The organism is Mycolicibacterium sp. XJ870 (assembly GCF_053483975.1).
The window spans coordinates 587,548-608,945 of the sequence record NZ_JBEFTI010000002.1 but is presented as its reverse complement, the minus strand read 5'-3'; the positions used below and the strand labels follow the sequence as shown (position 1 = coordinate 608,945).

Genomic DNA, 21,398 nt, shown 5'->3' with positions numbered 1-21,398 from the left:
CTGCTTGGGTTGCGTCGGCGCTCTGTTTATCAGCTTCCCGCAGCAATTCAGCGATGTTGCCGAGTTCTTTACTGACATTGTCAATAATGAGGTCCTTGGCTGTGCCGATACTGCGTGATGCGTTCTGACACCATTGTATTGCATCTTGTAGTTGCTTTTCACACTCGGCCATGGCGTCGCTGCGCTGCTCGGCTGCAGTAGCTGCAGCGCCTGCACCCTGACCGGCCCATACATATGATCCATTGAATACGAGCGCCCGCAAGTTATCCCACGCTTGCCTCGCTTGGGAAACCCTAGACATAAGGTCAGACAACACTTCCTTACGTCTGTCGAATTCAGATTCGTCAGTTTCAGGCCATGCACCTGGTCCAGTCATTTCATCTGCGTATTGCCCGCCTGGCTTCTCGCGACTGCCCGATCGGGCGAGATCGCGACCTCCAGCGGCACCGAGAACCGCCCCCGTCACAGCTGCCGCTGCAGCACCGGATCCTCCGGAGGCTTGGCTAGCTGCCACAGCACTCATGACACCGCCTTACATGCCCAATACACCGTATTTGCGAGATAGATTGCGGCTTGCGAAACATAATTGTCCGCGGATGTATATTTCGGTATCGCGATAACATAGGCGCGCATGTACTGGGCTGCGAGGACCGCGACGTCCTCCAAGATCGCATTTCCACTTTGACGACCCAACTGCTCCATGCGGTTCGCATAATCCGTCATCACACGTGCGGTAGCGTCATACACCGATCTTTGCTCCGGCGTCCATTCCGTGGCGGAAAGTTTTGCAGGTATAGCTTCCCATGACTGTGTATCTTGACGGTAAGTATCAGCCGCCGATATCCAATCCATACATACGGGATTCTCTGCGGTCAAGAATTGCTGATTATCCCCATTAGCTGCCGACAATTGCGACGGAGCGTCCGGTTCCGAAATAAGAGGAGCAAGGGACTGTATCGACTTGTAATCAATACCTCCACAAATGTTCGATAGAGCGGACATCGCTGAAAGGCTTACGCTCGAAAATGCATCAGAGTTGGCATCGTAAGAAGGGATCGTCTCTATGAACATCCTCGAGTATGCGACGAATTGCGCGTAGAGTTGCCGCATAACCCTATGTGGCGTTTGATTCACCAAGTTTGTCGCCAGGCTTACAGCTTGAGTTAATGCCTTGCCGACAGTTTCGTACATTGCGCGTTGTTCTGGTGTCCATTGTGTTGCTGGTATTTGCGGGTCACGGTCGTCCCATTTAACCGATTCCGCCTCGGCCACGTAATCGCGTGCAATCCGCCCCCACGCTTCACATGTCGGATCTTCGGTGATGATGTTCGCGGGGCCAGTGTCGCCCGCACTCGCGAACTCGGAATCACCGTTAGCCGTTGTAGGTCCGTTTCCGTTACCGCCTGAATCCGCCCGCAACACAAGGACAGTCGCAACGACGCTGACGGCGATCACCGCCACCAAGGCCAAGCCAACAAGAATCCACTTGCCCTTGCCGCCCTTGTTCGGCGGCGGAGACGGCGGGCCACCGGCCCACGGCTGCTGTGGACCCCACTGTTGTGGCCCGCCTGGCTGGCCCTGATAGGGCTGACCGTACGGCTGACCTTGTGGCGCACCGGGATATTGCGGTTGTCCACCAGGTCCCTGTGGAGGCTGGCCACCCCACGGCGGCGTCCCGCCACCATTCGGCGGCTGGGAACCATACGAATCCGGCGGGGGAGGCAACGTCATTGGCACACCTTCACATCAAAGACACACGGTCACAAAGCAATTGACGGATCGGACGGAACCTGATTCGGGTTCGGTTGTACAGGTGCGGATTCGGGAGCCGCTCTCATCTCGGAACTCTCCGGAGCACCGCCTGCGCTCGGCGTTCCTACGGGTGCATTCTGAGCATTGGAACCGGTGTCCCCGGCGCCGCTCGGCGCTGGGGCTTCATATTCCGGTGTGGCATCCTCACCTGGTTGCCTATCCTGACCCGCGTCGCCGGCCAGCTTCGTGATTTGTTCGATGCCGCCCTTAACGCCCTGCATGACACCCTGGGGCATCTGGCCGGCCTGCTGCATCATCTGCATCGGGACTTGCATCATTTGCATCGGCATTTGACCCAACTGCTGGGCGATCTGGCCGGCCGATTGCGCGCCCTGTTGAGCCGCTTCGACCGGACCCTGTCCTCCGAGTCCCGCCGGTTGTGCGGGGCCCTGACCTCCCGGCATCTGACCGTGCACCATCTGTCCAAATTGACCGCCACTCGCTGGAACGCCGCCCCCGGCGGTATCGGGCGGCCCGAAGATCGCGTCGAAATCGGCGATCCGCTTCATGATGGCGTCGTGGATTTCCTGGTCGGTCTTCTCGTACCTGTCTGCAGCAACGCCCATGTCGCTGGCGGTCTTCTGAGCATCTGACTTCGTCGCAGGCAGAGCGGCGATGAACGCGGCTTCTTTCTCCTGCGTCAGCTTGGTGAGTGCTTGGGACAGTGGATCGGAACCCGCGGACGTGAACTGCTGAGGTGGCTCCGGCAGGCTGTTGGCTGCATCTTCCATGCCCGCGCTTTTTGACCTGAGTTCGGGTGGGTTCACCCTCAACTCATCCATCGCAATCCCCAATCCCCGCGCAGGCCAACCAGATATTCAGTCCGCTCGGCTGATGCGGACCTCGGCCCCGGTGCTCATCGGCAGTCCCCTCACCACTCGTTCAGCAAATGCTACCGGAGCTGAAAGCGCCCCGACCGCACGTCTTTGGCCACCTCCAACCGCTCCGGCTCAGCCCAACCGCAAGTTCCGCAGGAGGTCGTAAACGCCGGCGATCCACAGCAGCAATGGGATCACTGCGGCAATGGTCGCGCCGTCGAAGAGTTCCAGGATCCGTTTGGTCACCGGGGACATCCGACCCGCCTCGTCGGTGGCGCCCACGATAATCAACGCGACCAGGCACAGCGCCGTATAGATCGCCAGCACCAGCCACGCACTGTCCGGCCACCACAAGGACAGCCGGACCATCACCCCGGTCGGCACGGTGATCGCGGCGGCCAGTAGTGCCCAGGAGCACCATCTTTCGGCGTACAACCGGGAACGGAACCCGCAGATGATGGCCACCAGTGCGGCGACAATCATGCTGTGCACGAAGAAATGCCCTTGCACCACAACGGCGATCGCGCCGACTGACAGGATCAGCGCGCCGGCCGACAGGAAGCCGATCAGCAGCTGGCGGGTCAGTTGGCTGCGCTCGTGTAGCCGGGCAGCCGATTCCGGCACGGACGCGATGATCGCCTGCCAGGTCGGTGACGCGTTGTCGACCTGATCGGGCGTGATGACAGGATCGAGAAGCTCGTCGTTGGACACCGTCTCGCCGGGTGCCGGGATCGGCGGCAGGGCGATACGGGCTACGGCGACAGTCAGTTTGGCGGCGTTGGTGACCACAATCAGGCCGAAAGCGATCGCGCCTGCGGGCACCCAAGTTTGCCATCCGTATCCGTACCCGACAGCGGCAATGGTGATGGCGATTGCAAGCACCGCCACGAACGACGCCACCTCGGCGCGCTGTCGCGGCCCGCCACGGGTGGCCAGCGTCAACAACAGAACCACCGCGGCAGCGCCGGCGATCTGCGGTGCACCGAGGCCGTCGACGCCCCGCGGCAACGGAACTGCCAACGCTGCGGCTCCGGCCAACACAGGCGCCGCCGCGATCAGCAGGCTCTCCGACATGCCGACGTTGTCGTAGCGGCTCTTGGCCAGCATGCTGCCGGCCAGCAGCCCCACGCCGAAGACCGCCAGCGCCACCGGCCACCACCAGCCGTGCCCGGTCTGCGTCCACACCACCAGAGACATGACGGTGACGACGATGGCCACCAGCGGAAGGGCCAGGCCGACAAAGAGATTCAACGCTCGACGATCGAACACCGGTGACTCGTCAAGAACCGCAATCGCGTCGATCACGTCCTCGACCAACGGCCGGTACCGCTCAGTGCGGCTGACCGACACCAACGTCAGCAGCGAGCCGTCGACGACCCCGGCGTCATCCAGCGATTCGTCGGGCTTCAACGGCGGTGCGCCGGGACGAGCGAACGCCCACATGCCCTGCTCGGAGAAGTCGAACCCGGCGAGGATGTCCTTCGGGGTGTCCTCGAGCAGCTCGCCCAGGACGCTGACGGTTTCGTCGATGTATGTCTCGATCGGCGCTGCCGACGGCAACACCAAGTCCGTCAACCGTTTACCGGTGAGAACGGTAACTCGGGTGGTGGATGGCCGGCCCGGCGTAACGCTCGGTGTGTCTGTTGCAGCAGCGGTGGATGTCAACGGCGTTCAAGCCTGTCGAAATCGTCAGAAAGGGCAGCCGCCAACTCGGTGATGCGCCGCTGGTATGTGTCGCTGAGAAGCTCGAGCTGAATCTCGGTACCGGCTGCGATGTGCTTGTCCCACGGCAACACGATCACCCGGCCGGGCGGCACGTGGCGCTCGAACTGCTGCACAAGGTCGTCGACGTCGACGTTCGGCTTACCCGGCGTCACGTGGTTTATGACGACACAGGACCGGCCGAGCAGATCCTGATATCCGTTCTGGCGCATCCAGTCCATGGTGACCGCGGCCTGCCGTGCACCGTCGATGGAGGCGCTGGCGACGATCACCATGCCCGACACCGTCGACAGCACGCCGCGCGATGCCTTCTGGAACAGGCCGGCACCGCAGTCGGCGAGCACGAGGTTGTAGTAGCGCGACACGACTCCTGTCGCGCGCTTCCAGTCGTCATCGTTGAACTCGCGCTGCGCGCCGCTGTAATCCTCGGAGGACAGCACCTCGAGGTTGGACGAGTTCATGCTCGTGTATGCGCGAATATCGTTGTAGCGCGCCAACTCCTGATCGGCGAGCAGATCGTTGACAGTCGCCGCAGACTGCCGTCCCGCGCGGTCGGCGAGGTTGCCGCCGTCGGGATCGGCGTCGATCGCCAGAATCCGGTCGCCGCGGATCTTGGCCATCGCCGATCCGAGCGCCACGGTCACGGCGGTCTTGCCGACGCCGCCCTTCAGGCCGAAGACGCCGATCTGGTAGGAATCCCGTGCGTTACGGCGGATCCGGTTGTGCAGATCCAGCTCGTAAACCTCGTCTGGTGACAGGCCCAGGTTGATCCGGGTCGTCAGGTACAGCCAATGCCGCCAGCCGCGCTGCGACGGCATCTTCACCGCTGTCTTCACACCGACGTGCGACAGCGCGTCGATGGCGCGGTGATTGCCCATTGATGCAGCCGAGGTCGGGCCGGGCTGGCTGGGCGCCGGAATCGCCTGGCCGGCGCGCCACGCCCCGCTGATCTCGGGATCCATGTCGGTGAACTGTGACGGTGCCGGTCCCGGCGCCGGCCGCGCGACGGGGCCGGGCAATGTGCGGGGCTGCTCGTGGCGCGCACCCGTTCCGTACTGCTGCTGCGGAGCACGCAGCATGGAGTTCTGTGGCCACTGCGGCGCGGTGGCGGGCGGCGGCGGCATCGGCGGCGGCACCTGCGGTGCGGTTTCCGCATGGCGCGACGGCGCGGCCTGCGTCTGGGTCGACGCCGGTGGCTTCGGGGCCGCCGGCAGGTCGGTGGAACTGGTTTCCCCAACCGGAACCGGCGGCGTCGACGCAGCCGTGGCCTTCAGAATGGCATCTCTGTCCACGGTGATCGTGGCGTCGTCGACCGGTTTTCCCGGTTCCGACGAATGAAAGAGCCGGTCATAGTCGGCCGACATGGGGACCCCTCAAATAGTCAAAGCAGTTGGTTAGATCTTTACATCAGAGCGCACAGGGTGGGCGGGTTCGGCCATCGAGTGATCGACCGAATTCCCGCCCACCGCCGCACAGCCGTTGTACTAGGCAAACATCCCCGTGACGCCGGCTTCGGTCTGGGCCATGGTCTGGCCGGCCTCGCTGATGGTCTGGGCGAGGTTCTGCAGCGCCGTGTTGAGCTCGAGAGCGGTGCTGTCCCAACGGGTCTGAACACCCTGGTATGCCTCCGAACCGGTACCGCCCCACGCCGCGGCGAGAGAGGTGAGCGATGCCTTGCCCTCGTCGAGCAGGCCGGCGGTGGTGGCGACGGAGCCCTGGATCTCGGCCGATCCGCCTTCAATACCCGCGAAATTCCATACCTGTTCTGTCATGTCTTATCTCCGTTTCTCAGTGGTCTGGTGGTCAGATGCCCATGGACGACGTCAGGTTGCCGGCCATGTCGTCGTCGGTGGAGGTGTACTGCGTGCCCGAGGTGTGGATGTTGGTCGAGATCTCGTCGAGCTGCTGAACCTGCTTGGCCGCTGCCTCGTTGAACCGCACCAGCGCTGCCTGAGCCGCGGTGCCGGCCTGTCCCACCATCTGGCCGGCCAGAGCGCCTGCGGTCGACTCGACCTGTGCCATGACGCCCTTCAGCTCGCCAGAGATGCGCTCGAAGTTTGCCGCCTCCTTGGCGAGGACGGCGGCATCTGTATTCATTGCTGCCATGTTGGATTCCCCTTATTTCCCTTGTCCTCACCAAGTCATTGGCGAGTCTTCCGGCCATTCGACCGGAAAGTCTTTGTCGTTGACGACTTACCAGTCGTCGTCTTCATCCTCTGAGAGGTCGTACGTCAGCGGTGTCGGAGCCACGAGTCCCTCCTTGGATCCGCCGCTCTTGCTGTTCTGACCGGCACCGGCCATCGGTGCGCCGCCACCGCCTGCCCCGACGGGCGCCAAGCCACCACTTCCGCCCGCTGCCGCACCTGTCGGAACCGGCTTCATTTCCCCGCTGATGCCGAGCAAGCTGGACAGCAACGGTGTGCGGGGCGGGGTTCCACCCGCTCCCGGCAGCGACGCCGCCCGCACGAGACCCGATCCCGAACTGGGGCCGGACCCACCGGCGAGCGGATGGTTCGAGAACGGCGTCGCCCCCAGCAGCCCGACCTGCATGCCCCGGTCGCTGCCACCCATGCTGGTGAACTGGCTGACCATCTGGCTGACCTGCTGCAGCGGCTGAGTCATCTGCTGCATCGGGCTTTGCACCATCTGGGCGATCTGCGCTGGAAGCTGCGCGGCCTGCGAACCCATCTGCATGGCCATCTGCATGCCCTGTTGCAGAGCTTGACCACCCTCCTTCTGGGGATCATCCGGCCCCTGCTGGCCGGCGCTGTCCGCCTTCTGCGCGGCGCCCAACCCGCGCTGCTCGGCGTGGTTGGCCTGTGCCGCAGCGTGGCCCGCGAGCAAGCCCATCGACTCCATCGTGGCCAGGCCGCTCAGCGCCTCGACAGTCGCGTTCCGGGCCGCGCCTTGAGCCGCCCGCGGAGCCGTCTGCGCCAGGGCGACGGCCGCGGCGGACTCACCCACTCCAGGCATGACGATCGGCTTCATCGGCATGATCGGCTCGAACAGCAGATTGACGGTGGTTTCGGCGTGATAGGCATCCATCGCGCCTGCCGCTTGATTCCACATCCGGACGAAATAGTCGAACTCGTTGAGCCCGATCGGCATCAAATTGATGCCGAGGAAGTTGGTGGCTTCCAATACTGCGTGCGTGACGTGGTTCTGCTCGATCTCCGGGATCGGCGGCGTCGTTGCCAGGGCCACCGTGTAGGAGCTTGCCTGGGCTGCGGCCTGCACAGCGCGTTTTTGCGCTTGGGCCGCGACGGTCTGCAGCCACACGATCATCGGCATGGTGGAGGCGACCGCGCGTTCACTGGCCGCGCCACTCCACACCGATGTCAAGTTGCTGAGCGCGCCCGCCAGTTCAGCGGCCTGGGTCTCCAGCAGGATCGCCAGCCCTTCCCATCCCGTGGCTGCCTGAAGCATCGGTGCCGGGCCGGCACCGACCATCAACCGTGAGGTGTTGACCTCGGGAGGCACTCCGTGCCACAGCAGAGGCGGCAGGGGCGGCAGCGCGACCATTGCTGGGTGAACCTATCTGCTCGAACGACCTGCTACAGCGTGCTTGCCTGGGCGGCATCGACCGCGTTGTAGATCCCCGCGATCTCCGCATACGCCGCACCGGCGCGCGTCAACTCCTCCTGGGCGAACGCATTCACCGCAAGAGCCTCGACGCCCTCGCTCGCGAACGCCACCGCGGCCATGGCCGAGACCTCATCGGCGCCGGCCGGAACCAGTGCAGTGACAGCTGCCGAAGCTGTGGTGCCACCTGCCAGACCACGGGCCGCGTTTGCGATCACCTGTGCGGCGACGCCTTCTGCGCCCGGGTTGTGCATCATCGGTTGCATTTGCGTGTTCTCCTTGTCGAATTGAAACGGTCAAGGACAAGCACTCATAGGCGGCTTGACAGCATTTGCCAAGTCGTCAAGGAATCTGTCCCCCGATCCCTTTGCTGGCGGGCTGCCGCCAGCGTTGCTGAGTGCGTTGATCAAATACTAACTGCCCTCTAGTGGTGGTGCGAACACTTCTTCTTCCGGGGGATCGACATAGGCGGCCTGAATGACCTCCTTGCCGTCCGGTGCGACCAAGAAAGCCTGGCCGGGAGGTCGCTTCTTGACGATGATCTCGCGCGATGGGAAGTCGTTCTTCTCGCCTGAAAGGAACAATGTCGGCGAACCGGCCCCATAAGCGGAGCCGACGAATTTGTCCATCGTGGCCCGGTGAGCTTGGCTCATCTGACACGTGACGACGATGTGCAGGCCGATGTCGGCGGCCGCGGGCAGCAGTGGCCCCAACGGCGCCATCGGCGACATCATGCCTGCCGCGGCAACGATCATGTGCCAGTCGTCGACCAGAAGCACGACGTCAGGGCCAGTCCACCACGACCGTGCCCGCAGCTGCGCAGTGGTCAGATCGGGTGGCGGCAGCCGCTTCTGCAGATTGAACGCCAGCGCCTTGATGGCCTCCTCCAGCGTCGCGCTGTTGCGGTTGATCGCTCCGGCGTCGAGGAGGTGACTCTGCGGCACCGCGTCGAGCAGACCCGACCGGTAGTCGGCCAGCATGAACCGCACCTGCTGGGGGCTGTTGCGCTGACAGATCGCCTGCGCCACCGCATGCGCGATGCGCGTCTTGCCCGACTTGGGAGCACCGAAGATCAACAGATGCGGCGTCACGTGCATCTGGTTGTAGGCGACCGTGAGGTCGGACTCGCGCACGCCCAGCGGTATCTGCCACCTTGTGCGGTAGTCGGCGTCGGGTCCCGGCGGGTCCGGTACGAGCTGATGCAGGTAGATCCGCTCGGGCAGCACCCGCACCTGCGGCGCCTGCTCGGTGTGACGGTCGGCCACCTGCTGCACTGCCGACGAGATGGCGTCCACGATGTTGGCGGCGCTGTGCACGCCGTCGAACCGCGGCACCCCCATCATGAGATGGTGCTTCTCCAATGAGACGGCCCGGCCCGGGCGGTTGGCCGGGATCTCGCGGGTGATGCGGTCGATCTGGGTTTCGTTCACGTCGCCCAGGCGGAACTCGATCTTGGTGCCCAGGTAGTCGCGCACCCGGGACTTCAACTCCGTCCACCGCGGGGTGGAGATGATGACGTGCACGCCGTACGCCAGGCCTTGGCCCGCGAGGTCCTGCACTGCCGGTTCGAGATCCGGGAACTCTGCGACGAACGCCGGCCAGCCGTCGACCACCAGGAACACGTCTCCGAACGGATCCTGGGCGGCCGGGCTGTTCGGATCCTCCCGCATCTGCCGGTACGCCGCGATGGACCCGACGCGGTACTGCTTGAACACCTGCTCGCGAGCTCGCAGCACCGCCTTCACCTCGGCCACCACGCGGTTGACCCGATCCGGCTCGGCACGAGTGGCGACCCCGCCGACGTGCGGCAGGTCCTCCAGATACATCAGGCCGCCACCGCCGAGGTCGATGCAGTAGAACTGCACCTGCCGCGGTGTGTGGGTGGCCGCCGCCGACAACACCAGTGTCTGAAGAAACGTCGACTTACCGGTCTGGGGAGCCCCGCCGATCGCGATGTTGCCGCCGGCCGCGGACACGTCGACGCCCCAGACTTCTTGGCGGTGCCGGCGTGGCTCGTCCATGATTCCCAGCCCGAACCGCAGCGGTTGACGCTGGTGGTCCCGCTCGATCAGCTCGTTGAGCGGGGTCGGATCGGTCAGCGGCGGCAGCCACATCTTGTAGGCGCGTTCCTCGCCGGTGGCCAACTGCCCGAGGACCACCTCCCGCAAGACTCTGGGTTCGGCGTCCGTACTCACGAGCTCACCGCCGTATCGAAGATCGGGGTGGTGGTGAACTGGTGAATCCGCACCCGTTCCTGCCGCTTCGTCCGCGGTTTCACCTCGCCGTCGACCACTTCATCCTCGTCGGGGACGTAGTTGTTTCCGGTGTACACGCTGCGGAACTTCACCGGATCCTCCATACCGACCCGAAGGAAGCCGACGCCGCTTTCCTTGTTGGTGATGTACTGCGCCTCAGGCGTTCCGATCACCGCTTTGGACTCCGCGGAACTGGTGGTGCGCAAGGCAAGTCGGTAGGTCAGGTTCGGTTCGAGCTTGTCGATGCGCACCCCACCGGTGTTGAGCGACTGGGTGGCCAGCAGCAGATGCACCCGCAGTGACCGTCCGACGCGACAGATGCGGTCGAACAGGCCGATGAAGTCCGGATGGTTCTGCAGAAGCTCGGCGAACTCGTCGACCACGACGAAAAGGGTTGGCAGCGGCGGGAGGTCGGCTCCACGTTCGCGATGCTTCTCGTATTCGGCAACCCCGGAGAGTGCACCTGCGGCGCCGACCTGGATACCGGCCTGACGCAGGATCGACTGACGGCGGTCGAGCTCGCCGGTGAGCACCTCACCCATGCGGCTGACGAGTTCGGCTTCCTCTTCCATGTTGGTGACGACGGCCGCGGTGTGCGGCAGCTTCTCCATACCCAGGAACGTCGAGCCGCCCTTGAAGTCCGTCAGGAGCAGGTTCACCTGATCGGGGTGGTGGGTGGCCACCAGCGAAAGGATCAGTGTCCGAAGGAATTCCGACTTACCCGAGCCGGTGGTACCGATCAACATGCCGTGCGGACCTGCACCGAACTCCGCACCCTCTTTGATGTCGAGGTACATGATCTCGCCGGTTTTGAGCTCGTGGCCGAACGGAATCCTGAGCCGGTCCCGGTCGGTGTCGGTGAACATCCGCCAGCGCGACGGGGTGACCTCCTCGACCGACTTCGCACCGACAAGGTGGTGCCAGTCGGTGGAGACCTTCTTCTGAACCCGCACGTTCTTGTCGATGATGGTCCCGGTGATCGACCAGCCGGCAAGCTTGCGGGCGATGCGCCCGGCCTGCGCCGGGGTCATCCGGTCGACGACGCGGGTCACCTCGCGGAAGTTTTGGTTGGGCAGCTTGTCGTCAGCGGTGCCGTCGGCGTCGACTCGCAACTTGTATGCCGAGCCACGATGGTTACCGAGGGTCAGCACTGTGACGCCGGCCCGGCCGTCGACCGGGAAGCCGGCCTTGCCACCGGTGAGGTCGACGACGACCACATACGGACCGCCGGGTGCCGCATCGGCACTGTGTGGACCGCGTGCGGTGAGATCACTCAGCCCGTCGGGCCTGGTGTACACCAGACGAGTGGGACCCGCGGCGTCGGTGTCGGTCTGGTGCTGGACGTGTGGCAACCACTTCATCCACGACCAGTTCGGATCCTCCGGATTGTCGGTGAGCACCCGGATCTGCAGCAGGTCCGGCGGATGGAACACCGCCAGATGGCAGATCATCGCGGTGAGCAGACCGGCCGCTCCGTCCACGTCGCCGCCGACGGCGACCGTCGGAAACGTGCGCAGCTGAACAAGTTTCGGGCAATCGTGGATCAAGCCGTGCGTGCGCAGGAACTTCGTCACCCACATGTGGCTCACCGGCTCCAGGTGTGGCTGCGGCGCACCCTGCGGCCCGGCGAGCTCACCGCTGGTGTTCGGTTTGAGCAACCGGTCCACCGCTTGCTCGGCGCCGATACCGATCCGGACGGCGGCGTAGAACTCGGAGTTGGCCTGCCGCGACCATTGCCGGTGCGTGCCGATGATCGACAGCAGATCATCCGGGTTCGGTGCGTGGTAGCTGAAGAAGGCGACCTGTGCCGACGCCGACGACGTAACCCTCGTCCGCAGGCCCGCCAGATACCGCAGATACTCCTTGCGGTCGGCGTTGATCTCGGGAACCTTCTTGCCACCGGATCCACCGCCGGCCATGAAACCGACTGTGCCCATGACCATCATCAGCGGCATCATCAGCATGTACGGCGACAGCTGCCGCACCCCGGTGAAGATCATGATCGCGATCATGCCGAGCATGCAGCCGCCCATCACCCACGGCAACGCCTTCTGCATGCCCGACGGCGGGATGTCCACTCCGAGGTCGTCGGGCGGGGTCACGTTGATCTCGCCCGGCGTCAGCCGTGGCCCCTTCTTGATGGTGGGCGTGAACTTCTTCGTCGTCATCGGCCTTGCCCGCTTTCGACTTTGCGCGGATTCGGATCGGCGGGCAGCGTGTCGTGCTCCAGCAGGGCCGCCTCCTTCGACAGCAGCGGACCCTCCACCAGCAGCCCCACCACCTGCCACGGTGCGTTGACCGGACCCGCCAGGCCCAGGTTCTTGGCGGCATCGTCATTGATGACCCCATACCGCACACCCTGCGGATCGATGTAGTAAAGACTCTCGCCCACCCGGGGATCCGGCGATTGCAGCCGAACGAACTGGCCGCCTTCGATGTAAACGACCGCGTCACCGTCGATCTGGTCGATCCCGGTACCCACCGCCGACGCCGGGATAGGCAGCCGACGGCCGGCGATGATCGTGGTCTTGGGCGCCTGGTCGCCAGGTTCGCGCTGCCAGGACCAGCACAGCACCGGCGACTCCTGGCGCAGCAGCACCTCGAGCGGCTTGTCGGGCAACGGTGAGACGTACACCCGTTCGGCGATCTTGGCGACGACGCTGGCCTCCACCGACGGCGGCTCCAGCAGCCCATAGGAATTGGTGGCCCGCAACGCAGCCGCGGTGGTGTCGTTGACCCGCGCCACCCCGTCGGGCAGCACCACATAGTGTTGCGGCTCGGATTCGGTCGCGGTCTGGAACACCGAGCCGATCACCAGATTCGCCTGCAGCCCAACGCTATTCGGTGCTCCCGCCGCGGGAATCTGCGGCAGCTGCCACGGCCCCCGATTGGGCAGGGCGTTGAACAGGCCCTCCGAGACGGGCGTCGCCTTCGCGGTGACGGGTATACCCACGGCCGAGGTGACCGCGCGGTCGGCCAGGTCGATGGTGTGCCGACCGTCGGCGGTGATCAGCCAGTTGCCGCCCTCGAACGTCACGAGCATGCCCTGGTCCTCACGCAGCGGGCCGACGGACATGTCGGTGGTCAGCGACCGGATGAGGATCGATTTCTCCACTTCCGGTGCGGCACTTTCGGGTTTGGCCACGGTGTCGCACAACGCCCAGCGCGATGCGGGCACACCCGTCGGGGTCGCGTACGGCGCGCCGGGAATGCCGATGGACTGCCCTTTGGACAGCCGGTTGAGCTCGTCGGACTTCACCGCGGAAGGCTCGCCGGCATTGCCGAGTGCCAGCCGCGCCGACGTCAGGTTGTACACCGGGCGCAACTGGTTGCTCCCGGGCAGCATCACGTAGAGCTGATTGGTGGTGCGGTCCACCAACAACGTGTCAGTGCCTTGCTTGCCGAGCGGTTTGAAGTACGCCATCAACGCGGCGCCGAGGCAGATCAGCACCGAGATGACGATTCCGGCGAACACCGCTCTGCTGTAGAACTGCAGCGGATCATCGAACATCCGGGTATCCCGGCGCACGATCGCGTGCTCGACGCGGCGCAGCAGGAAGCGCCAACCGCTGACCTGAACCTTGGTGGTGAGCCGGAAACCTGCCATTAGTTATTCGCCGATGTTCAGGCGGCTGTGCACCGCCGCGATCGCTGCCGCCATGTCTTCCCCGTTGACTTCGCTGAGCTGCTCCACACCGAGGCTGTCGAAGTCCAGCGACCGGGAGAGCCGCATATCGCGGTTCTGCTCGGCGGCCTCCACCAACTGCCTGGCGTAGCGACCGTTGCCCGCGATGTCCAGCGCCGGCTTACCGTTCAGCCTGCGCTGGCTCAGGAGTGTCGCGGCCTCGTGCACCCGCTTGGCGGCGGTATCGTCCAGCTGCGAATCATTCGCTTCAGCAATGACTTTCGCGATCTCTACGATGTCGTCGGGCGAGTACGAGTCGAATTCGATGCGGGTCGAGAAGCGGGACCGCAGGCCGTCGTTGGCTTCCAGCAGTCGGTCGATGTCGTTGCTGTAGCCGGCGATGATCACCACCAGGCGGTCGCGGTCGTTCTCCATCCGGGCCAGCAGCGTGTCCAGTGCCTCGGTGCCGAACGGGTCGGCCCGGCCGTCGCGCTCCTGCACCAGGGTGTAGGCCTCGTCGATGAACAGCACGCCGCCGAGCGCACGGTCGATGGTCTTGGCCGTCTTGACCGCCGACTGCCCCTCGTACTCGGCGACGAAGTCCTTACGCGAGGTCTCGATCAACTTGGGTTCGGCGATCACCCCGAGGCCGGTGAGGATATTGGCCACCACGCGGGCGATCGTCGTCTTTCCGGTACCGGGCGGACCGGCGAAGATCATGTGCTTGGAGGTCTGGGCCACCTTCATGCCGCGCGCCGCCCGGACCCGGGCCATCTGGGTGGCCGCCCGGTACGCCTCGATCTGTTCCTTGACACGGCTCAGGCCGATCTGCCGGTCGAGTTCGGCCTGCGCCTCGGCCAGCAGCTTGTCCCGGGCGGAGGTATCCGCCACCACACTGGCCGGATCCCAGGGATCCTTGCGGGCAGCGATCTTCTCGGCCGTCGTGGTTTCCAGCCGGTAGGCCGGATCTCGCAGTGCGGCAGTCACTTTCGGTTCAGGGAAGTTCGCCTGCAGCCATTCCAGCAGGACCACGGCGGATTCTTCGTTGCCTTGGTGACGACGTGCCATCGCCAGGAACCAGGCGATTGCGGGTGCACACGCCTGACCGGCCGGGGTGTCGTTGGCCTCGGTGAGGCGCCGGTCGGCTTCGGTGAACAATCCGAGGTTCGCCGCCGCCACTCCGTGGGCCACCCCGGCGGCCGCTGCCAGGAACTTGTCGGGCCACCGATCGGCACCGCGCACCTCGTCGATCACATCGGTCCAGCGTTGTGCGGCACCGTAAATCACCGCTCTGACCCACGACACCAGATGGTCGGAACCACCCGACGGGGCATCCTCCAGCGCCTCCATCGCATCGGCGAAGTTGCCCTCGGCGGCTTCCTGGACCGCGAATCCCATGGTGATCGCCAACGGCGAGTTGATCGGGTAGCTGATGTCGCGGCCGTAGATGCCGCCGATAGGAATCCGCGCGTTCAACCCGTTCATCGAGATCTCGGCGGCCCCGGCGAGTTGACCGAAGTTCGACCGCGAGTACCAGGCCCGGAACAGTGTCACACGGTCGGTGTCGCCACAGCGGATCCGGCCGACCCACGCGTCACACGCAGATTCGTCGTAATTGGTTATCTCGGTGAAGATTTCGAGCGAGCGGGCCGGTGAACCGGCCAGCATGCCGACCGCGCTGCCGAACATTCCGGCGAGGTGATCAACCATGGTCGCCTCCATAACGGGTCGAGAACAGCTGGGCTCGGGCGGCGTCGGCCTGCTCCGGTGTCGGCAGGTCCAGGTCACGAGTGAGAAAGTCGCGCGTCGCGAAATCGTCGTGTCCGTGCTCGCGCATTCCCTCGAGCATGAAGGAGTACTGCGCGGACCGTGCCTGCTGGCCGGCCAGGCCGGCGATCACGAGGATCTCGTCCGCGAGATCGGTTTCGGTCATGTTGGTGACTTTCGGAGATAGATCGATCTGGTGTACCCGGCCGTCCAGATATGCGGTAACCGTGACGGTCTCAGGCGGATTGGTGACCGTGAACAGCGGTACCAGAAGTTCTTCGTCCTCGGCTTGGCCGGCGACGTCGAAGGCGTCAAGAGCGTCCAGACCCGCGTCGACCTCGTCAGGGTAGGAGAAATCCAGCGCTGCGAGGCTGTCGTGATCACCGTCTTCATCAACCTCGTCGTCCGGATCGTATGGCGGAAAGTCACCCACCGTGGCGGCCTCTCTCAGTGCAGGTAGGAACTGTCCGTGTCGGTCTTGTCGAACCAAGATTTCGACGGCAGGAACTCCACCAGACCGTCCAGAGCACGCTGGAGGTTGTCCTTGGTTCCGGACAGGAAGCTGCCGTAGAGCTCGCCGTTGACGCGACGCGGTATCGACACGATGCGGCCCCCCTTGGAGTCCAGCACCCCGGCCGCCACGTCGGCCTGGGACGTGGTGCCGCCCGGATGCCGCTCGGTGGCGACGATCTCCACCCAGCTCTCGGGTTCGGAGATGATCCCGGCATACACCCGGGCAGACGTCGGAGGTATCCCGTACCCGGTGAGTTCGTCGGCGGTGCGGCAGCCGGCAAGCGTCGCCGCGACACCCGTCAGCGGTTCGACGTTGGCCGGCACGCCGTCACCGAGCACCGTCATCACCATGCCCGCCGTGCCGATCTGCGGGGCCACCCGCTGCAGCACCAGCATGTCGTTGTCCCGAGCGGCAACGACATGCCGGGCCCCCTTACGACACACCACGAATCGGATCATCTTGCCACCGACATCGCGACGCCACCACCGGCCTTCCAACGTCCGGTCCGGCCGGCTCAGGGTGTCGAGCATGGCGGCCACTTCCGGATGCGGTGTGCCGAACACGTCGAGCACGCCCTGGGCGGCCAGATCGCGCTCGACCTGCTCCCAGACTTTGTCGCGAAGATCAGGTTGGGGGATGTTCAATCGGATGCCCATTGACGGCGGAAAGTCGGTGAGCTCGAGTTTGTCGGCGATCACCAGCATTCCGTCGATGGTCACCTCGACGCCGACGACATCGTCGATGTGCGTTGCGCCGTTGTCGGCGCCGTACGAAGCAGTCATGACCTATCCCTGCCGGATGGTTCCGTCGAGAGCCGCGCCCATCGTGGTGTCCGTGCCGGAGTACTTGCCTGCGGCGGTCGTCAGCTTCGCACCGAGATCCTGCGACGCATTCGCCATCCTGACGCCCGCACTGCGCCGCGCAATCTGCGCGGCCTCCACCGCGGCGGCGGTCGACCACGAGATCGGACCATGAGTCCAGCGCACCGCGGAGTCGACCCCTTCGACTATTGCGGTGGCCGTCGTCAGATCAGCAGCGGCCTGCCCCTGCTTGGCTGACAGCTCACGCAAATGCGCGGTAGTAACCCGCAAATCACCCGACATGAATCCCCTCGATCCCTATTCCCTGCATCATTACGTATCGATCGCGACCGCAGTGCGGGGAATACCGCGATCTAATGTAGCGGCCACGGGCGTGCGTAGCTGTCCCTGATCGGAATCCACCCCGATATGCACCGGGGCAAGCCCGGCGGCGTTCCCATCGGCCGATGCGGCCTCCAAGTCCGGCGGCAAGGTCTTCGCCGCCGTTTCGTCGTTCTCGCCTGCGGCTTCGGGGTCCGGACCTGCGGTATCCGCCTCGCCCGCCGTCTCATCGGCGGTGCCCGGACCATCCTTTTCCTCCGCGGCCCTGTCGGCCTTCTCGTCTTTGCCCTCGGCGTCGTCCTCTGCACGCTTGTCGACGTCGTCGGCCTCTGCGGCAAGGGCCGTCGGATCCTGCGACTGCCCGGCGGCCTGACTGGCGACTTGAGCGGCTTGGGTGGCCGCCTGCGTCGCCACCTGGGCAACCTGGCCGGCCGCCTGCACCACACCGCCCAGCATCCCGCCGAGAGGTCCGAGGACGGAGCCCAGCACGGCGCCCATGACACCTGCGGCGTCTCCGCCCGCGCTACCCGCCGGCGCCGCCGGCACACCCGTTGGCATCGACGGTGTCGGTATCGGCTGCGCGGGGACGCTCGCGGTGCCCCCGGACGGCGCACCGCCACCCGTGGAGGCGCCGGGTGCAGGCGGCGCGGCGCCGGGCTCGCCGCTCATGGTGGGCTCGCCGGGCTCGCCGGATTCGTCGGGCTCGCCAGGCTGGGCGGGCGTCTCGTCATCGTCCGCGCCGGACGGGTCGGCTGCGTCATCGATCGTGTCGAACGGTTCGGCCGCGTCGGCGACGGATGCGTACTGGCTCACCGCACCTCGCACCTCGGCGGCGTTGGCGTTGGCGTTGTCCTGCATCGCCATGAGCTGATTCGTCGATTCGCCGACGGCCTTGCTCACCATCGCGATCTCGGCGGCGATCTGCGCCGCTCGACCGACATAGGGGATGCACCCGGTCGCCATCGTGATCAGACTCATGTCCCCCAGCCAGTCGGACTGGCCGGCGAGGTTGTCCCTGGTGGTGGCGACCTGCTCGGCTTCCCTGGTCAGGACCGAGGCCACGACGTGGTCCGCCCCGATCATCGTCTGCGTGCGGCTCAACTGCTCGTTGTTCCTGGCGATGTACGCGTCGGACCCGCTGCTGTCCCAACCGTCGTCGGGAAAGGCGGTGTTGAGCGTCTGGCCGGCAGCACTCAACCGGTCCGCGCCGTGGCCGAACCGCTCCCCGCTCTCCGGGTCGCCGATTCCGGTGGTGAGCGTCATGCCGTCGATGACGCGTTGCCCGGCCAGCAGGATTGGCGACCTGGCTGCTTTGGCCATCCGCGTGCCGAGGCCGGATTGGAAGAAGTCGGTGAACTTGGTGCTGAAGTCGGCCAGCTTGCGGCCGACCGTCGCGACCCGCTCGAGCTTGCTGCCCTTGGCGTTGCGTTCGATGAAGTCACCGACCTTCGCCAATCGCTCCGCCCACTTTTCCCGATCGTCGACGACATCTTTGCCGAAACCGGCGACGTCGCTCATCAATCCCATGCCAGTATCCCCTCCGCCGGATCAGAGATTACCAGCGCAGCGGGTGCCTCCTACGCACCAATTTCAGGTGCCGACAGTCCGCGGCAGCATGCCCACTTCACCCATATTTATGCATGTCATCCCGCATCTGGCTGGGGCTTGCCCCTGGCTGGTCTCTAGTTCGCGGCAACTCGACGCGCGCAGCCCACCACACCTGTCGCGGCCGGTGGACGCGGTTGGGTTCACCCACCGCCGGAGGGCCAGCGGTGGGCCATATTGCATTTGCTGACGACGGACCAGAGGATGGCTCCTGCGATCGTTTGGTGTTGTAGTCGATACTTGGAGCGGTCGAGATTCTCGTCGTCTGACATTCGGAGGAGATTTAGTCGTGACCGACCCCGACGACACGCTGCGTAGAGAGCTTGGCTGGACGGGGCCGGAGGAAAGCGATTTCGAACCGGACACCAAGCCGACGGGGCGCCGAAAAGCACCCAAGCCGCCGTCACTACCCGGCCGGCCACCGGTCGAGTTGGTGCCGCCCAAAAATCAAACCAGTGCCGAGTCCGAGGATCCCCGGGGCGTTCCGACCGATCCCGATGCCGAGCGGGCCCGGACGTCATTTCGAGAGCCGACCCAACCGACCCAGCCGACCCAGCCACTTCCTCAACAGCCACCGCAGCAGCAGCCACCGCCGCCTCCGCCCCCGCAATCTCCACAGCAACCACCGCAACAGCCTCCCGGGCCCGCCCGGCCGGATCCGTGGGACCAGGGCTGGAAGACGCCTCCCCGCCCGCCGGCGCCGCCTGCTGGATCGCAGCAGCCGTTCGGCCCACCACAGCCCGGACAGCCGTGGCCTGCCGAAGGCGGTTTCGCGACGGATCCCGGCGCCGCCCCTGGGCAGCCCCCTGCACCGGCAGTTCCACCGGGGTCCTACGCCGATCGCATCCGGGTCAACGATCTGGTGCCGCCGCGGCGCCAACCGCCCGGCAGCGGCTGGCGACTGTTCGTGTACCGGGCCAGCTTCGGGTTGATCAACCTCGGACCGTCGGCCGAGGATCTCCGGCAAGCCGAACTGGAAGCCAAGATCAAAGGGGTCTTGCGCGGCCACTACAAGATCGGCGTGCTCGGCAAGGGCGGAGTGGGCAAGACCACGGTCTCCGCGAGCATCGGGTCGATGTTCGCCCATCTGCGCCAGGATGACCGCGTGGTGGCCATCGATGCGGACACCTCATTCGGAAAGCTCGGCAGCCGAGTCGATCCCCGCGCCCACAGTTCGTATTGGGAACTGGCATCCGACAAGCACCTGGAATCGTTCGCCGACGTGCGCAGCCGGGTCGGCAACAACTCGGCGGGCCTGTTCGTCCTGGCCGGCGAGGGCACCCCGGCGCGACGCCGCGTGCTGGATGCGGCGATCTACCGCGAGGCCACCACCCGGCTGGACCGGCATTTCTCGATCTCGGTGGTCGATTGCAGTTCGACGATGGACTCGCCGGTGACGCAGGAGGTGCTGCGTGACCTCGACGCACTGGTCGTGGTGTCCTCGCCATGGGTCGACGGAGCCGCGACGGCAGGCCAGACGTTGGACTGGCTGGCCGCCCGCGGAATGACGAGCCTGCTGCAACGCACCGTCGTCGTCCTCAACGACTCCGACGGCCACGCCGACAAACGCACCCGGTCGATCCTCGCCAACCAGTTCTCCGGCCAGGGACAGGTGGTGGTCGAGGTTCCGTTCGACGGACATTTACGGCCCGGCGGCGTCGTCGACATCCAGGAGATGTCACCGGCGGTACGTAAGCGCTTTCTGGAAATCGCCGCAGCGCTGGCCGACCATTTCCCGACGCACGACGACCGTGCCAGGGAACGAGCCTGACCTGATTCAGCGCAGCGCGCTGATGAGTGCTTCGACGGCGTGCACAGCGGTGGCATCCACCGGGTGCTCAGCTTCCGCTCGGGCAATAGCATCCTCGGAAACCCCTGCCGCTTGGGCGGTTTCGCCCATCGTGAGGTTCGCTTGACGCCTGGCGGCGTACAACCGCTGCCCGAGGGTGGCTCCCGGCGCGGACGCCGCACGCATGGTCAGCTCATCGATTTGACGGCGGACCGCGCTCAGCGCCTTGATCAATGCCGGCGTCACCATGCTGATCCGCGCCGCGCGCGACGCCACCGCCTCGAGCTGGCGCAGATCGGCAAGGATCGCCGTCACCCTGGGGGTGAAGTCGGGATCGCTGACGGCGGGCAGCGTCGCAATGGTCGATTCGAGGGTGTTCACCGCGGTGAGGACCGCCTGCGCGATCAACGGCACTTCGTCGCTTGTCGGTACTGAAGTCGCCGGCAGTACGGCGGCGGGCGGAGCCGCCGGCGGTGGCGGGGCGGGTGTTGCCGGAGCCGGGGCACCCTGCCGGAGCCGGGCGATGGTTCCCGGCGGCCAGCGAAGCACCTCTTCCAGTTTCAGACGGGTGCGCTCACGCGGCCAACTACGGCCCTTTTCGAATGCGATCAGCGCGCCGGCGTTGATGACGCCGTCGGCAGCCAAACTCCGCTGACTGATGTCGAGCTCTCGACGCCGGGCCGCCGCGGCCGCACCGGCACGCACCAGCCCGAGGTCGAACTCGCCAGTCGCGAGATCGAACTCCGCGTCGGTCATCTCGAGATGGT

General features: G+C 65.4%; 18 protein-coding genes. 1 reads left to right on the top strand and 17 read right to left on the bottom strand.

The annotated features are described in order from the left end of the window. Positions 1 to 519: 519 nt before the first annotated feature. The 16 genes from ABQF30_RS14430 to ABQF30_RS14355 all read right to left on the bottom strand — a co-directional run bounded on the left by ABQF30_RS14430 (position 520) and on the right by ABQF30_RS14355 (position 18,764). Complete coding sequence (locus ABQF30_RS14430) at positions 520 to 1,731, bottom strand: ESX-1 system-associated protein (protein ID WP_448464746.1); 1,212 nt, start codon at positions 1,729 to 1,731, stop codon at positions 520 to 522. Positions 1,732 to 1,760: 29 nt separating this feature from the next. Further along, entirely contained in the window at positions 1,761 to 2,594 is an 834-nt protein-coding gene (locus ABQF30_RS14425) for a hypothetical protein (protein WP_448464744.1), read from the bottom strand. Between the two features lie 168 nt (positions 2,595 to 2,762). Next, positions 2,763 to 4,295: a type VII secretion integral membrane protein EccD gene (eccD, locus tag ABQF30_RS14420; protein WP_448464742.1), complete on the bottom strand. Its 1,533-nt coding sequence runs from the start codon at positions 4,293 to 4,295 to the stop codon at positions 2,763 to 2,765. Further along, positions 4,292 to 5,716: a MinD/ParA family ATP-binding protein gene (locus tag ABQF30_RS14415; RefSeq protein WP_448464740.1), complete on the bottom strand. Its 1,425-nt coding sequence runs from the start codon at positions 5,714 to 5,716 to the stop codon at positions 4,292 to 4,294. The genes eccD and ABQF30_RS14415 overlap by 4 nt, the downstream gene beginning before the upstream one ends. Positions 5,717 to 5,836: 120 nt before the next feature. Continuing rightward, a complete protein-coding gene (locus ABQF30_RS14410; protein WP_448464738.1) occupies positions 5,837 to 6,124 on the bottom strand; it encodes a WXG100 family type VII secretion target in 288 nt (95 codons plus the stop codon). A 31-nt stretch (positions 6,125 to 6,155) separates the two neighbouring features. Beyond that, complete coding sequence (locus ABQF30_RS14405) at positions 6,156 to 6,458, bottom strand: WXG100 family type VII secretion target (protein ID WP_448464736.1); 303 nt, start codon at positions 6,456 to 6,458, stop codon at positions 6,156 to 6,158. Between the two features lie 87 nt (positions 6,459 to 6,545). Beyond that, positions 6,546 to 7,874, bottom strand: a complete 1,329-nt coding sequence (locus tag ABQF30_RS14400) for a PPE family protein (protein ID WP_448464734.1) — start codon at positions 7,872 to 7,874, stop codon at positions 6,546 to 6,548. 32 nt (positions 7,875 to 7,906) lie between these two features. Beyond that, entirely contained in the window at positions 7,907 to 8,200 is a 294-nt protein-coding gene (locus tag ABQF30_RS14395; protein WP_448464732.1) for a PE family protein, read from the bottom strand. 147 nt (positions 8,201 to 8,347) lie between these two features. Beyond that, positions 8,348 to 10,129: a type VII secretion protein EccCb gene (gene eccCb, locus ABQF30_RS14390; RefSeq protein ID WP_448464730.1), complete on the bottom strand. Its 1,782-nt coding sequence runs from the start codon at positions 10,127 to 10,129 to the stop codon at positions 8,348 to 8,350. Then, entirely contained in the window at positions 10,126 to 12,357 is a 2,232-nt protein-coding gene (gene eccCa / locus ABQF30_RS14385) for a type VII secretion protein EccCa (protein ID WP_448464728.1), read from the bottom strand. Before eccCa ends, eccCb begins: the two co-directional genes overlap by 4 nt. Then, positions 12,354 to 13,796 carry a type VII secretion protein EccB gene (gene eccB, locus ABQF30_RS14380; RefSeq protein WP_448464726.1) on the bottom strand — a complete coding sequence of 481 codons (1,443 nt, stop codon included), beginning with the start codon at positions 13,794 to 13,796 and terminating at the stop codon, positions 12,354 to 12,356. The genes eccCa and eccB overlap by 4 nt, the downstream gene beginning before the upstream one ends. 3 nt (positions 13,797 to 13,799) lie before the next feature. Further along, the gene (gene eccA, locus ABQF30_RS14375) at positions 13,800 to 15,524 is read right to left on the bottom strand and encodes a type VII secretion AAA-ATPase EccA (RefSeq protein ID WP_448464724.1); all 1,725 of its coding nucleotides are present in this window, start codon (positions 15,522 to 15,524) and stop codon (positions 13,800 to 13,802) included. Then, entirely contained in the window at positions 15,517 to 16,014 is a 498-nt protein-coding gene (locus tag ABQF30_RS14370) for a YbaB/EbfC family DNA-binding protein (RefSeq protein WP_448464722.1), read from the bottom strand. The genes eccA and ABQF30_RS14370 overlap by 8 nt, the downstream gene beginning before the upstream one ends. A 14-nt stretch (positions 16,015 to 16,028) precedes the next feature. Beyond that, positions 16,029 to 16,877: an ESX secretion-associated protein EspG gene (locus tag ABQF30_RS14365; RefSeq protein ID WP_448464720.1), complete on the bottom strand. Its 849-nt coding sequence runs from the start codon at positions 16,875 to 16,877 to the stop codon at positions 16,029 to 16,031. A 3-nt stretch (positions 16,878 to 16,880) separates the two neighbouring features. Beyond that, entirely contained in the window at positions 16,881 to 17,198 is a 318-nt protein-coding gene (locus ABQF30_RS14360; protein ID WP_448464718.1) for an ESX-1 secretion-associated protein, read from the bottom strand. A gap of 30 nt (positions 17,199 to 17,228) precedes the next feature. After that, entirely contained in the window at positions 17,229 to 18,764 is a 1,536-nt protein-coding gene (locus ABQF30_RS14355; RefSeq protein ID WP_448464716.1) for an EspA/EspE family type VII secretion system effector, read from the bottom strand. A 367-nt stretch (positions 18,765 to 19,131) separates the two neighbouring features. Here ABQF30_RS14355 and ABQF30_RS14350 point away from each other — a divergent pair, with 367 nt between their 5' ends. After that, positions 19,132 to 20,613, top strand: a complete 1,482-nt coding sequence (locus ABQF30_RS14350) for a MinD/ParA family ATP-binding protein (protein ID WP_448464714.1) — start codon at positions 19,132 to 19,134, stop codon at positions 20,611 to 20,613. Positions 20,614 to 20,619: 6 nt separating this feature from the next. On the opposite strand, the gene ABQF30_RS14345 is transcribed toward ABQF30_RS14350, so the two are convergent. Next, on the bottom strand, positions 20,620 to 21,387 hold the full coding sequence (locus ABQF30_RS14345; protein WP_448464712.1) for a transcriptional regulator: 768 nt from the start codon (positions 21,385 to 21,387) through the stop codon (positions 20,620 to 20,622). Positions 21,388 to 21,398 lie beyond the last annotated feature (11 nt).